The organism is Nitrosospira multiformis (assembly GCF_900110185.1).
Classification (GTDB): Bacteria; Pseudomonadota; Gammaproteobacteria; order Burkholderiales; family Nitrosomonadaceae; genus Nitrosospira; species Nitrosospira multiformis_A.
This window is the reverse complement of record NZ_FOCT01000005.1, coordinates 203,209-217,188: the sequence shown is the minus strand read 5'-3', so window position 1 is coordinate 217,188 and position 13,980 is coordinate 203,209. Positions and strand designations below refer to the sequence as shown.

Here is a 13,980-nt window from a genome sequence, read left to right as displayed (position 1 = left end):
TGATCTACACTTCCAAAAGTTTACCCGGACAATAGCGAAAGATAGTTCGACTGTAGTCTTAGTAATGACCTGATCTGGCGTAGCTTTCGAATCGGGTATATTCGCCCAGAAAAGTCAGATCGACCTTGCCGATCGGTCCATTCCGCTGCTTTCCTATAATGATTTCAGCGATTCCCTTGTCCGGTGTCTCCGGGTTATAGACTTCGTCCCGGTAGATGAAAAGAATCAGATCGGCATCCTGTTCGATCGCGCCGGACTCGCGCAGATCGGACATGACCGGACGCTTGTTCGGACGCTGCTCGAGGCTTCGATTCAACTGGGATAACGCGACAACGGGCACATGCAGTTCTTTTGCCAGTGCCTTGAGGGAGCGGGATATTTCGGAAATCTCCGTGGCGCGGTTCTCGCCCTGGCTGGCGGCTGACATCAACTGGAGATAATCCACCACGATCAAGCCCAGTTCCCCATGCTGGCGATGCAGTCGGCGCGCGCGCGCCCTTAGTTCCAAGGCATTCAAAGCGGCACTTTCGTCAATAAAAAGCGGAGCGTCGTTCAGCTTACCAAGTGCATGCGTCAGACGGGACCAATCCTCGTCCAGCAGGCGGCCGGTGCGCACCTTGTGCTGATCCAGCTTTCCGACGGAGCCCAGCATACGCATCGCCAGTTGCGCGCCTCCCATTTCCATGCTGAATACCGCTACCGGTTTTTGGAGCGTGAGTGCAACATGCTCGGCAATATTGAGCGAAAAGGCGGTCTTGCCCATCGATGGCCGGCCTGCAACAATAACAAGATCGCCAGGCTGAAAGCCCGAAGTCTTTTCATCCAAATCATGGAAGCCGGTTGCGATTCCGGTCACATCACTTTGATTATCCTGGTTGTAGAGCGTCTCTATACGCTCCACGACCTCCTTCAGCAGCGGCTGGATATCGATAAAACCCTGCTTGCCCCGCGCACCCGCCTCGGCAATTTCAAAAACCCTGGCCTCGGCTTCATCCAGCAGCGTGGCGGCTGAACGCCCAGCAGGGTTGTATGCCGAATCCGTGATGTCGGTCCCCACCTGGGCAAGCTTGCGCATGATTGCTCGTTCGCGCACGATTTCCGCATAGCGGCGGATATTCGCAGCCGAAGGCGTGTTCTGTACGAGGATCCCTACGTAAGCGAGCCCACCGACCCCCTGCAATTCCGCGGATATTTCAAGTGATTCCGCTACTGTGATGACATCGGCCGGTTTGCTATGCTCGACCAGTTTGCAGATATGGCGGTAGATGAGCTTGTGATCCTGCCGGTAGAAGTCATCTTCCGTGATCACGTCCGCTACCTTATCCCATGCGTGATTGTCCAGCATCAATCCGCCCAGTACCGATTGCTCTGCTTCAACCGAGTGCGGTGGCAATTTGTATGATTCGAGTAATTGCTCGTTTGAAGCTGCCGTTACAAATTGAGGCATGGAGTTACGTGACGTTACAGGCATGTCTGGATTTTAACACTGGTTGCAATGAGCCAGAAATCAAAAAGGGCTGTTGCCAGCCCCTTTTGAAAATGAAAAAACAGAACCCTTTCAGGAGACCGATTCACCCAGAACAGATACGACGATATGCGCAGCCACATCGGTATGCAGCACGACCGTTACCGGGTGATCACCCACCTGCTTCAATGAGCCCTGAGGCATGCGTATCATGGATCTTTCAACTTCAAAACCCTGGGCCTTTAGCGCATCCTCGATATCCGCATTGGTAACTGAACCGAACAGCTTACCGTCCACACCTGCCTTTTGAGTGACCTGCAGCATTAATCCTTCCAGCTTGGCAGCACGAGCCTGTGCCGCTGCCAGGATATCCGCCTGGGTTTTCTCCAGTTCTGCACGCTTTGCCTCGAACTCGGCAACGGCCGCCTGGGTGGCGCGCTTTGCCTTGCCCTGCGGGATAAGGAAATTCCGTGCGTAACCGTTTTTAACTTTTACAACATCGCCCAGTTGACCCAGGTTGACAACTTTCTCCATCAGTATGATCTGCATATCAACTCTCCTCAGTGCAAATCAGTATAAGGAAGCAATGCCAGAAAGCGGGCGCGCTCCACGGCAGTACTCAGTTGACGCTGATACCTGGACTTCGTCCCCGTTATGCGCGCCGGAATGATCTTGCCGTTCTCGTTGATGAAATCCTTCAATAATTCGATGTCCTTGTAATCGACTGTTTTGATGCCTTCCGCAGTAAAACGGCAGAATTTCCTGCGTTTGAATAAAGGGCGGTTGGCTTTTTTGTCCTTATCCTTGTCCTTGCCATCCTTACGTTTAGAAATAAAACGAGCCATAATTTTTTCCTGTCTGTAAATAAAGATCCATTTAGATGGGATCGATCCGGTTTACATGCAGCGCCAACTGCAAACTCATGCGGCTTTTTCTTGCAAGAAACCCGGCAAGCTTTACTGTCGCCCCTGGAGTCAGGCCTGCAACAATCTCGGCCATCTGCGCCAAGGCTACGGCAGAAACTTCACACTCCACCTGCCTTGGCTTTCCTGCCTCGACCTGGCGGGAAACATGTCTGATCTTGAGTTCGACTACTGCCACTCCGGCCGGGCTATAACGCAAGCTACCGATTTCCGTAACCGTTCCGCAAATTTCAGTCCGATTGCAATCCAATGACTTGGCAGCCTAGGTTGCAAGCGTCGTTTCCTTGGCTTCCTCTGCGGGCTGCGGAGCGGATTTGGCCTTCTCTTCGCGCATCATGGGTGACGGTGCGGTAATCGCCCCATCCATTTTGATGGTAAGGTGGCGCAATATGGCGTCATTGAATTTGAATGCGTGCTCCAGCTCGTCCAGCGCTTCCTGATCACATTCAATGTTCATGAGTACATAATGTGCCTTGTGAACCTTCTGGATCAGGTACGCGAGCTGGCGCCGTCCCCAATCTTCCAGGCGATGCACCTGCCCGTTTCTGGCGGTTACGATGCTGCGATACCGCTCGATCATTGCGGATACCTGCTCGCTTTGATCGGGATGAACAATGAATATAATTTCGTAATGTCGCATGCAGTCTCCTTATGGGTAAAGCCTCCCGATGCGGGCACGGTGAGGCAAGGTCGAATGTTTCAAGAGGCCGGTACTATACTCAACCCGCTGGAAAATATCAATTTTAATCGGGGTTATAGGAGGGCAGTTAACACTTGTTTCGCGGTCCGCGTGCTGCGATGAAAAGCGTGGGGGCAGGGCGCGAAACAAGTGTTAACCGGCCCTGGGGGCATATCTCTGGCGGTACGTTTCAAACAGGCAAATGCCCGCGCTCACGGAAACGTTGAGGCTTTCCACACTGCCCAGCATGGGAATCGAAACCAGCTGATCGCAGTTTTCCCGCGTCAGCCGCCGCATTCCTTTCTCTTCCGAACCCAGTACCCATGCGATGGGTCCATCAAGCTCGAGGACGCCAAGCTGAGTATCGGCATCGGCAGCCGTTCCCAGAATCGTTACCCCCCGCTGCTTCAACCCGCGCAGGGTGCGAGTGAGATTCGTCACGGAAATATAGGGAACGTTATCTGCCGCCCCGCTTGCCACCTTGTGCACTGCAGCGGTGAGGCCCACAGCGCGGTCTTTCGGCGCAATCACAGCATGAACACCAAAAGCATCTGCAACACGCAGGCAGGCACCGAGGTTATGAGGATCCTGAATACCATCCAGCACCAGAAGCAGCGCGGGCTCAGTGAGGGTATCGAGCACATCGTCGATATCCACATACGCACGGGCGGAGTCGATACGCGCGACTACGCCCTGGTGCCGGGCACTGCCCGCCAAAGCCATGAGCCTCGCATTGTCGCATGCAATCAACCGTATGCCCTGGGTTTCCGCCAACGTCGCCAGATCGCGGGCACGTTGATCTCTTCGCTCCGCATCGAGGAAAATCTCCCGGACGCTGGCCGCATTCTGGCGCAGCCGGCTGGTAATCGCATGGAAACCGAATATAAAACGCGAGCCTGACATCTATAGTAATGAGTAATTGCAAAAAATGATAAACGGGAGGCGGACACTCACCCCGGAAATCAACTCGCTGCCCCGGTTTTTATTTTCCCCGCATTCGGGGCGTTTTCGGCGAGCACAAAATCTATCTTGCTGGATTCCAGATCGACTCGAACCAGCCTGACTCTGAGCCGATCACCCAGTCGATAGCGCTTCCCCGTGCGCTCCCCCAGCAACATGTGCCTGACTGCGTCAAAATGGAAATAATCGCTGGGCAGCTCTGAAACATGCACGAGTCCCTCGACATAAATTCCGTCCAGAGCCACAAAAAGACCAAAACCGGCGACACCACTGACAACTCCCTCAAAGTATTCTCCGATTCTGTCCTGCATGTAATAGCACTTGAGCCACGTTTCGACATCGCGCGTAGCCTCGTCTGCCCGGCGCTCCGTCTGTGAACAATGCTCGCCCAGTTCGTACCAGTTGCCGGGAGAATATGCTGCTTTGCTCAGGACAGCCTTGATGGCCCGATGTACCAGCAGATCCGGATAACGCCTGATGGGGGATGTAAAGTGCGTATAGGATTCATATGCCAGGCCGAAATGGCCGACGTTGTCCGGACTGTACACTGCCTGGCGCAAGGATCGAAGCATCACGGTCTGCAACAGCTGCGCATCGGGCCTATCCTTTATTGTAGATAACGTACGAGCATAATCTTTCGCCTTGGGGTTATCCCCTCCACCTAACTGAACACCGAATTCCTTGAGAAAATCACGCAGAGCGGCCAGTTTTTCCGGTGTCGGACCTTCGTGGACGCGATAGAGAGTCGCCTGCTTGTGTTTCTGTAGAAAATCGGAGGCACATACATTAGCGGCGAGCATGCATTCTTCGATGATGCGATGCGCGTCGTTGCGTTGTATCGGCAGGATGCGCTCGATTTTGCCCTCATCGTTGAAGATCATGCGCGTTTCGATCGTTTCAAAATCAATCGCTCCACGCAGGTTTCGCGCTTTCAGCAATACCTTGAATAATTTGTAGAGCAACTGGATGTGCGGCAAGAGATCCTTATATTGCTTCGCTTCCTCTCCCTTGGGATTCTCCAGCATGGCCGCCACTTTTGTATAGGTAAGCCGGGCGTGAGAAAACATGACTGCGGGATAAAAACGATAGCCTTTGAAGTCGCCTGCAAAATCCAGACTTATTTCACACACCATAGATAAACGATCTACCTCCGGGTTGAGAGAACAGAGCCCATTCGATAGCGCTTCCGGCAGCATGGGGATGACGCGTCGTGGAAAATAGACAGAATTCCCACGATTATATGCCTCCTGATCGAGAGCGTCGCCCGGCTTTACATAATGGCTGACGTCGGCGATGGCGACATAAAGCTTGTAATCCTTTCCATCACGTTCGCAATATACGGCGTCGTCGAAATCCCGCGCGGTTTCGCCATCTATTGTCACCAACGGGAGATGACGCACGTCTTCCCTCTTGACCAAGTCTTTTTTTAACACCTTGGATGGAAGACGTTCTGAAAGCTTTTCTACGTCCTGTGGGAACCGGTAAGGCAAGTCGTGTTTGCGAAGCGCAATTTCAATCTCCATTCCGGGGGCCGTGTACTCGCCCAGAATCTCCTTGATGCGACCGATCGGCTGCGCATGTTTGCTTGGCTGCTGGAGGATCTCCACCATAACGACCTGGCCCGGTTTTGCATTCATCGATTCTTCCTTGGGTACCAGAATATCCTGGCTGATACGTCTGTTCTCCGCCTCCACGTAGAGAATTCCATAATCCGCATGCAATCGTCCCACTAGCTGCGTCACCGCACGTTCCAGCACCTCTACGATAGTCCCTTCCCGGCGGCCTCGTCGGTCAACCCCGATTTCACGCACCATTACGCGATCACCATGCATCGCCTTATGCATTTCCTTCGCACTCAGAAACAGATCAGGACTGCCGTCCTCAGGCACCAGGAAACCAAATCCATCCGGGTGACCCTGAATCTTGCCTTTGATGAGATCGAGCTTCTCCACCATGCAGATATCGCCCTTCCGATTGCGCATGATCTGGCCTTCGCGCAACATGGCAGAAAGACGGCGACTGAAGATTTCGTCTTCTTCTTCGGTGATTCCGAGCAGGTTCTGCAATGCTTCCTCGGGTACCGGAACGCCTTGCTCTTCGAGTATCCGGAGTATGAATTCCCGGCTGGGCAGCGCATGCCCATAACGCTCTTTTTCCCGTTCAAGATAAGGGTCAAGCTTGCGGAGCTTTTGTTTCTTCTTGATTGTCAAAGCTGATTTCCTATAGAATTGCGCCTCTGTCCCATCGTTGGACAGATTCGCTCATTGCCCAGATGGCGGAATTGGTAGACGCACTAGGTTCAGGTCCTAGCGGTGGCAACACTGTGGAGGTTCGAGTCCTCTTCTGGGCACCAATCAAAACATTTCCGCTGATTCCACCTGTACTAACTGTACCGGCCCAAAAGGCACAAGGAGTGCTGCTTTTCTCAGTATAGCAGGACAGCGCAGCACACTCCCGGAATTACCCCTGCTATCTATTTTTTCCTTTCGTTACACTCAGGCTCTGCGGTGATTTTAGCCGGAAGATTCCAAGGAATAGCTAGCTGTAAAATTTTACAGCTATTCACGCCCCGGGATCTGTTGTCTCATAACGTGCTCGTGTCCCAAAAGAAACTGCGGCTCCGACTACCGCAATAGGTTGTCTTGCTGCGCATGGACTACGCTTTGGCGAATCCAGAAGGCGATGTGTTCATCCGCCATCGGAAGGGGCAGGAAAGCATGCTTGATAAGCTGATGGGGTAAGCTGGTTGGTAAAGTGAATCCGATTCTCGCCGTTAAAGACTTGTGTTCAAGAAAATCCAGCTTGTGTCTCTATCATGATTAGTAAATATATTCCAGCTGCCTGTTATCGTTGGTTACGAACTCTGGCAAGAGATCCAATAAGGCGAAAACAACGGGATTGGACCAGGAAAACAAGGATATTCCGACGAGAATACCTGCTCGTACGCCGCTTGAATTACCCCCTCCGGAGGCAATTTTAAATTCTTCCGACTTGAATTACAGTCACTTGAGCTCATCCAGATGAACGACATCGTGGCCGCCTTTAACGAATATTTCGAAGTTATCGATGTCGATACCCCGGAATTGTTGCGTGACGCATTCCGGGTTCGCTATCAGGTGTTATGTGTCGAACAACGTGCTCCAGGTTTTCCAGCATCGCGCTATCCAGAGAAAATGGAAAGCGATGATTATGACCGCCACTCATCTCATATACTTCTGCGTCACTGTCCTTCTGGTGCCATTGTTGGAACAGCTCGCCTGATCCTACCAGATCCGCTCGACCCCGAAAAACCGTTTCCGACTGAGCGATACATGACGCTCAATTCCGATCCTGTCGACCTCGGTAAAATCTCCCGGCAGAACATAGGGGAAATATCACGCCTTCATATTGTCCGAGCGCTTTGTCGTCGCAAGGAAGACCATGAGAGAAGTGAAGAAGGAGTGGCTGTTGAAGAAAGCGAAATAAAAATACGGCGACGTTTCCCTCACCCGATACTGGCTCTTGCCGTTGGGCTCATACGGGCATCCGCTGCTCATGACATTACTCACTGGATTTCGATCATGGATCCCGCGCTGAACAGATTGTTAAGCCTCTACGGGTTACAGCACGATTCCATTGGCCCGCTTACCGAGTACTATGGTCAACGAGGCCCCTATTATTCCAACCTCACCCACATGCTGGATAGGATGAATAAAAAACATAAAGATATCTGGGAGCTGGTTACTGATTACGGCAGGGTCATCCCAAAGCCTCAGAGGGATGAGATTGCCTCGACACCTCATCCCTCTGCTCTTGTCAATATTTAAAGCGGTTGACGCCCGAATCACGCTCACGATAAAGCGGGACTTCCTCGGAATTGTGATATCCCCATTTTTCATTCGAACTTCCCAACGACTCAAGCTGTCCTGAGCGCTCCCCGTGACGCACGCAAGGTAATGTCTACGGGGCAGATAAAAAAACTTGTGATAATTAAAATAAAAATCAGTCATCTGATTTCGGCTATATGCCTGCTACTCGGCCTTTTATTCGTGGCGGGTAAAACGTGGGCAGTCGAGCCCTATGAAATCGTGACTAACTCCGGCGTCAGCGAAAAAACCCTTTCCAAAAACGCTTTGCGCGCCATCTTCGGTATGCGCCTGCATACATGGTCGGACGGCAGTCCCATTCATGTGTTCGTGCTTCCAGATGAGGCCCCTCTGCACATTACGTTCTCCAAGGAAAAACTGAATGTTTTTCCATATCAACTCCGGGCAGCATGGGACCGGCTGGTGTTCTCGGGTACGGGACAGGCGCCGGAAACAGTCGCTTCTCCAGAGGAAATGCTTGCAAAAGTCGGTAGCACACCCGGAGCAATTGGCTATTTAACTCGATCCAGAATGGATGGCAGCGTCAATGTTCTACACGTCAAGTAACCACATTCGCCGCTGTTTGATGCGAGAGGTTATCCGGCTCGTCGTGGTGTCTGCCGTCCTTTCGAGTTATGTTGCTTACGCACAAAAACTGCCAATTCCTCAGAACCTCCCAAACAATCTGCAAATTCACGGCTTTGCCAGCCAGGGTTGGCTCAAGAGCACGGACAACAATAACGTTTTCGGGAAAAGCAGTTCCGATAGCGGAAGTTTTGACTTCAGGGAACTGGGACTGAATGCTTCCATGAGGCCCAAGCCCAACCTCCAGTTTTCGGCTCAGATGATTTCCCGCACTGCGGGAAGGGGGAGTCCGGGCAACATCCGGCTCGATTACGGATTCATTGACTATGCGTTTCTATCGGAAGAAAACAGCAAGATAGGAATACGCCTGGGCAGGATGAAGAATCCGCTCGGCTTTTATAATGACACCCGCGATGTTCCCTTCACACGGCCCAGCATACTTTTACCTCAATCAATCTATTTTGATCGCGTACGCAAAGTTGCAATTGCTGCGGACGGGGTACATTTATACGGTGAATACCGTTTCGATCACGGTGTCCTATCTTTCCAGGGTGGACCGGTACGTCCATTAGTCAGAGGTGCTGAAGCAGAGGTAGCGCTGTTGGGCCGGGGGGGGGCAGGCCATCTTGCTCCAGACATCTCCTATATTGGCCGTATAAGCTACGAACTCGATGAGGGCCGACTTCGTTTTGCATTCAGCGGAACGGATTTGAACATAGATTATGACCCCGCAAGCGGCGATCGGCTTGGCGCGGGCTCAATTCGCTTTACACCTCTCATTTTCTCCGCGCAATATAACGCAGAACGCTGGAGTTTCACTTCGGAATACGCGCTCCGCCATTTTGAATATAAAAATTTTGGCGTGGCGGCCCTCAATCAGGATTTCTTTGGCGAAAGCTATTACCTTCAGGGAGTCTATCGAATCACGCCAGAATGGGAAGCGCTCGCTCGTTACGATGTACTGTATACGGACAGCGATGACCGCAGCGGAAAAAAATGGGCAGCGGCTACAGGCGGCGCTCCGCATCGACGGTTTGCTAAAGACATTACCGTAGGGCTGCGTTGGAACGTCACGCCTGAGTTCATGTTGCGCGCCGAGTATCACCGCGTGAATGGAACAGGCTGGCTTTCGACTCTTGATAATCCCAATTCGGGAGACCTGTCGCCGCATTGGAATCTGTTTTCCATCCTCGGCTCCTACCGGTTCTAGACATGCTGCAGGATAAGTATTTTCATAATCAGGCTATGCAGAAAAATGGAGCGATAGCACCTGAAAAGCCCCAAAAATTTCTGGGGCTGAAGTGGAAAGTTCTGCTGCTGAGCAGTCTTATACTGATTGCCATCGTGGTTTCATTCACGGGAATTACCTATCTGAGTCTGATGGATGACTTCGAGAGCCGGAGAAATGCCCAGCACCAGCGCTATGCCAAGGAAGTTGAAGGACTGATTGACCAGGTTTCGATAAATTTGCATCAACTCGCCGGATTGATTCCTTTCCTGGAAGGAATGGATAAGAGTCTGCTCTCAGGTAACAAAGAATACGTCACTCAAGCATTTGATCCATATTGGGGGCCTTTGCAACTCAACAAGGGTATCGAATTGCTGCGTTTTTACGATAGCTCAAATCAACAACTGGCAGGTTGGGGGACTCCCCAGCCTGATACTCACGACGTATTGCTGTCAGCTTGGGTGCATGAGGTGAATGCCCAGGAAAAGCCGATGAGCCACCTCAGCTGCCCCACCAGCTGCATGCAATTTGCCGTGGCGCCTCTGCTCGTGGAAGGTAACAACGTGGGCGTGATCGTCATCGGGACACCCCTGGTCGATGTGATTCTGGGTTTCAAGGATATCTCGGGCGCCGATATCGCATTGCTGGTGAGCGAAAAAGGCGATTTGCCCGAAAGCAACAAGGTGAAAATTGCGAACTGGAATGTCACGATTGCTGCACACAGCAGGGAAATGAACATTACTGTTCTGGATGAAGTTGCAGCGAGTTATCCGGACCTGGAGAGTCTGGAGGAGGGCATCCTGGTTTCGTGGCGCGATAGACACCTGCAGATAAAGCCGCTGTTTCTGGAGAGAATGGCTGTGTCGGAAGACGGTGCTCACTTCATGGTTGTAACTGACATTACCTCCACGATCCGTACCATTCATAGCTCGACACAGCAAAACATGATAATTGGCCTAGTCGGGCTCATATTCTCTGAAATACTGTTGTTCATCATTCTCACCAAGCCGCTGTCGCGGCTCAAGCACATCGTTTTTACTCTCCCTCTTCTGGCCCGCAGCAGTTTCAAGAATTTTCGCCTGGAGCTTCGCTCTGCCGGCCAGAAACGATGGATGAAAGATGAAATTGACCTGCTGGATGAAACAGCGGTGGCTCTGTCACATCAACTGGAGAAGCTCGAGGATCAGGTGGCGGACAGGACCCGTATACTGGCGAGCAAGATGGACGAGCTAAGCAAGGAGAGGGATTTCATTAACAATCTGCTGGACATTGCGCAAGTGATCGTAATCACGCAAAAGGCGGATGGTGAGATTCTCACACTCAATGCCTATGGTGAAACGCTTATTCAGTATACTGAAAAAGAACTGCAGGGAACGCCTTTTCTCCATCTTCTGGCACTCGATGGAAATCTGCACGATCTTCCCGTTCACTTGGAAGAGGTACGGTGCCAACGAAGAGATCAGCTTCGGCACGAAGCGAATATCGTATGCAAGGATGCTTCCATTTGTAATATTCTGTGGCTGCATTCACGCCTGACCCGGCACAACGAGGATGACCCCGCAATGTTATCGGTGGGTCTCGACATGACGGAACACAAGCGTGCTGAAGGGCGTCTTGCCTGGCTGGCGGATCACGATCCGCTCACCGACCTTTTCAATCGCCGCCGCTTTCAGGAAGAGCTGGAACAGATGCTGAATCTCGCCGCGCGCTACGGGTATTCCGGAGCCTTGCTCTTTTTCGACCTTGATCAGTTCAAGTATATCAACGATACCAGCGGGCATCAGGCGGGGGATGCCTTACTTAAAATGGTAGCGCGTTTGCTGCTTGGCAATATTCGCAGCGTCGACATACTCGGACGTCTGGGAGGCGATGAATTCGCAGTGATTTTGCCCCAAACCACAGCCGAAGGGGCGATAGAAGTGGCAAAAAATACGCTTGCGAGCCTGAATCAGGGAAAGATTACGATAAATGGTCGCACTCATAAAGCGTCAGCCAGCGTCGGTATCGCACTTTTTCCGGAGCATGGTAGCAATGTCCACGATCTCCTGGCCGCAGCCGATCTCGCCATGTATCAGGCAAAGGAAGCCGGACGAGGAGGATGGCATTTGTTTTCTGATGAAGAGAAAACACGTGAACGGATGCATACACTCGTCTATTGGAAGGAGAAGATTGAGTATGCCCTTTCACACGAACGTTTCCTATTCTATTTCCAGCCTATCATGCATGTTCGACGCAGAACCATCGATCATTACGAGGTGCTGCTCCGCATGATCGACAATGATGGAACCATTCTTGCGCCCCAGTTTTTCATCCCCGCAGCAGAACAGACAGGTCTTATTCATGCCATCGACCACATGGTTTTACGTAAATCGATTGCGCAATCAGCTGAAATACAGCGCGCCGGTCAGTGCATCCGTTTTTCCATAAACTTGTCGGCGCACGCATTTCACGATCCGGAACTGCTGCCGATACTGAAAGGTGCATTTGCCGAGTATGGCGCGGATCCATCGAATTTCATGTTTGAAATAACCGAGACAGCAGCGCTCGAGGATTTGCCCGCGGCGCGGGAACTCATGGAGATGATTAAAAAGCTGGGCTGCAGTTTCACGCTGGATGATTTCGGAGTCGGTTTCTCCTCCTTCTATTACATCCGGCAACTGCCGATCGACGTTGTAAAGATCGATGGCTCATTCATACGAAATCTGGCAGACAGCCCCGATGACCAAATACTGGTGCAGGCTTTGTGCGATGTGGCAAGGGGATTCGGAAAGAAGACAACAGCGGAGTTCGTGGAAAATGCAGCGACTTTTTCAATCCTTGAGAAAATGCAGATCGACTATGCTCAGGGATTTTTAATTGGAACACCTTCTCCCGCTTATGACACATCGTTCAGCAATTTCGTGAAGATGTGACGGAAGCCATGCTCTGGTATGTCGGGAATGTGTTGAAGAGAGCAGGTCTTGATCTCGAACCCGCCATCGCCATCTTTTGCGAGCAGACTCGTCTTTCACGCTTCGTCCGGCTCGGGATCGTCCGCAAACTCCACTTTTGGATTGCTATCTGATGGGTCTTCTTCCTGGCCTTCCCTAGGGTCAATCTCGCCGGGAATTTTTGGAGTTGTGCACGCAACATCTGCGTTTTGTGCCCTGTGGCGCAGCGCATGGTCCATCAATACCAGTGCGAGCATTGCTTCCGCGATGGGCGTAGCCCGGATACCGACACAGGGATCATGCCTGCCGTGAGTTTCCACTATTGCCGGGTTGCCCATCTTGTCTACTGAGCGGCGCGGCAGACGTATGCTTGAAGTAGGCTTGACAGCGATATTCACTACGATATCCTGACCGGTGGAAATCCCGCCCAATATGCCTCCTGCATTATTGCTGAGAAAACCCTCGGGACTGATTTCGTCGGAGTGCTCGGTTCCCTTCTGACTCACAGCAGCAAATCCGGCTCCGATTTCGACGCCTTTGACGGCATTGATGCTCATCATGGCATAGGCGATTTCGGCATCCAGGCGGTCATATACAGGTTCGCCCCACCCCACGGGCACACCTTCGGCAACCACACGAATCTTGGCGCCCACCGAGTCGCCCGATTTCCGCAGCTTGTCCATGAATTCTTCCAGGCTTGGCACGATGTCCGGGTCAGCCGAAAAAAAAGGATTCTCACCCACCGCTTCCCATTGCTTGAATGGAATCTCGACAGGTCCCAGTTGCGCCATGTGACCTCGTATTACCACTCCATATCTTGCACGGAGCCATTTTTTTGCTATGGCCGCTGCCGCCACCCGTACGGCAGTTTCGCGCGCGGACGAACGTCCTCCTCCCCGGTAATCGCGTATGCCATATTTTTGCCAATAAACATAGTCCGCGTGCCCGGGGCGGAAAGTGTCCATGATTTTGCTGTAGTCCTTGCTGCGTTGATCTTCGTTGCGAATCAACAGTGCGATCGGCGTTCCCGTAGTCTTGCCCTCGAACACGCCCGACAGGATTTCCACCGTATCGGACTCGCGTCGCTGGGTCACGTGACGGGAAGTACCGGGCTTGCGCCGATCCAGATCCTGCTGGATATCCTCAGCGGACAGCTCCATTCCCGGGGGACAACCATCCACTACGCACCCTATGGCAGGGCCATGGGATTCCCCGAAAGATGTCACGCAAAACAGTTTGCCAAAAGTATTGCCGGACATTTCACTTTTCTAGCCAAATCAAGGCTCGAAGTTTAACATATCCCCATAGCCTTACCGTCCTCCGGTACGCCTTTCATTCCTGTTCCACTCATATCCGAGGATCGAC

The 13,980-nt window shown here is 52.1% G+C and carries 12 protein-coding genes and 1 tRNA gene; 5 read left to right on the top strand and 8 right to left on the bottom strand.

The annotated features are described in order from the left end of the window. Positions 1-58 precede the first annotated feature (58 nt). The 7 genes from dnaB to rnr all read right to left on the bottom strand — a co-directional run bounded on the left by dnaB (position 59) and on the right by rnr (position 6,237). Positions 59-1,447, bottom strand: a complete 1,389-nt coding sequence (dnaB, locus tag BMY01_RS07795) for a replicative DNA helicase (protein WP_074745901.1) — start codon at positions 1,445-1,447, stop codon at positions 59-61. Between the two features lie 111 nt (positions 1,448-1,558). Next, a complete protein-coding gene (gene rplI / locus BMY01_RS07790) occupies positions 1,559-2,014 on the bottom strand; it encodes a 50S ribosomal protein L9 (protein ID WP_074745899.1) in 456 nt (151 codons plus the stop codon). 11 nt (positions 2,015-2,025) lie between these two features. Beyond that, positions 2,026-2,310: a 30S ribosomal protein S18 gene (gene rpsR, locus BMY01_RS07785; RefSeq protein WP_011381264.1), complete on the bottom strand. Its 285-nt coding sequence runs from the start codon at positions 2,308-2,310 to the stop codon at positions 2,026-2,028. Between the two features lie 31 nt (positions 2,311-2,341). Beyond that, the gene (gene priB, locus BMY01_RS07780) at positions 2,342-2,638 is read right to left on the bottom strand and encodes a primosomal replication protein N (protein WP_074745897.1); all 297 of its coding nucleotides are present in this window, start codon (positions 2,636-2,638) and stop codon (positions 2,342-2,344) included. Between the two features lie 12 nt (positions 2,639-2,650). Continuing rightward, a complete protein-coding gene (gene rpsF / locus BMY01_RS07775; protein WP_074745895.1) occupies positions 2,651-3,028 on the bottom strand; it encodes a 30S ribosomal protein S6 in 378 nt (125 codons plus the stop codon). A 192-nt stretch (positions 3,029-3,220) separates the two neighbouring features. Continuing rightward, complete coding sequence (gene rlmB / locus BMY01_RS07770; RefSeq protein WP_074745893.1) at positions 3,221-3,970, bottom strand: 23S rRNA (guanosine(2251)-2'-O)-methyltransferase RlmB; 750 nt, start codon at positions 3,968-3,970, stop codon at positions 3,221-3,223. 59 nt (positions 3,971-4,029) lie between these two features. Further along, the gene (rnr, locus tag BMY01_RS07765; protein WP_074745890.1) at positions 4,030-6,237 is read right to left on the bottom strand and encodes a ribonuclease R; all 2,208 of its coding nucleotides are present in this window, start codon (positions 6,235-6,237) and stop codon (positions 4,030-4,032) included. Between the two features lie 56 nt (positions 6,238-6,293). Between rnr and BMY01_RS07760 the strand changes: the two genes are divergently transcribed. From BMY01_RS07760 to BMY01_RS07740, 5 genes are all read left to right on the top strand, one after another. Continuing rightward, positions 6,294-6,380 (top strand) — tRNA-Leu (locus tag BMY01_RS07760). Between the two features lie 667 nt (positions 6,381-7,047). After that, a complete protein-coding gene (locus BMY01_RS07755) occupies positions 7,048-7,833 on the top strand; it encodes a PEP-CTERM/exosortase system-associated acyltransferase (RefSeq protein ID WP_074745888.1) in 786 nt (261 codons plus the stop codon). A 156-nt stretch (positions 7,834-7,989) separates the two neighbouring features. Next, entirely contained in the window at positions 7,990-8,439 is a 450-nt protein-coding gene (locus BMY01_RS07750; protein ID WP_139176795.1) for a substrate-binding domain-containing protein, read from the top strand. Beyond that, positions 8,420-9,667 (top strand): porin family protein, encoded by a 1,248-nt coding sequence (locus tag BMY01_RS07745; protein ID WP_074745886.1) that lies wholly within the window; start codon positions 8,420-8,422, stop codon positions 9,665-9,667. The genes BMY01_RS07750 and BMY01_RS07745 overlap by 20 nt, the downstream gene beginning before the upstream one ends. Positions 9,668-9,669: 2 nt before the next feature. Then, positions 9,670-12,597, top strand: a complete 2,928-nt coding sequence (locus tag BMY01_RS07740) for a bifunctional diguanylate cyclase/phosphodiesterase (RefSeq protein ID WP_081353833.1) — start codon at positions 9,670-9,672, stop codon at positions 12,595-12,597. Between the two features lie 95 nt (positions 12,598-12,692). On the opposite strand, the gene aroC is transcribed toward BMY01_RS07740, so the two are convergent. Next, positions 12,693-13,874: a chorismate synthase gene (aroC, locus tag BMY01_RS07735; RefSeq protein WP_074745883.1), complete on the bottom strand. Its 1,182-nt coding sequence runs from the start codon at positions 13,872-13,874 to the stop codon at positions 12,693-12,695. Between the last annotated feature and the right edge of the window lie 106 nt (positions 13,875-13,980).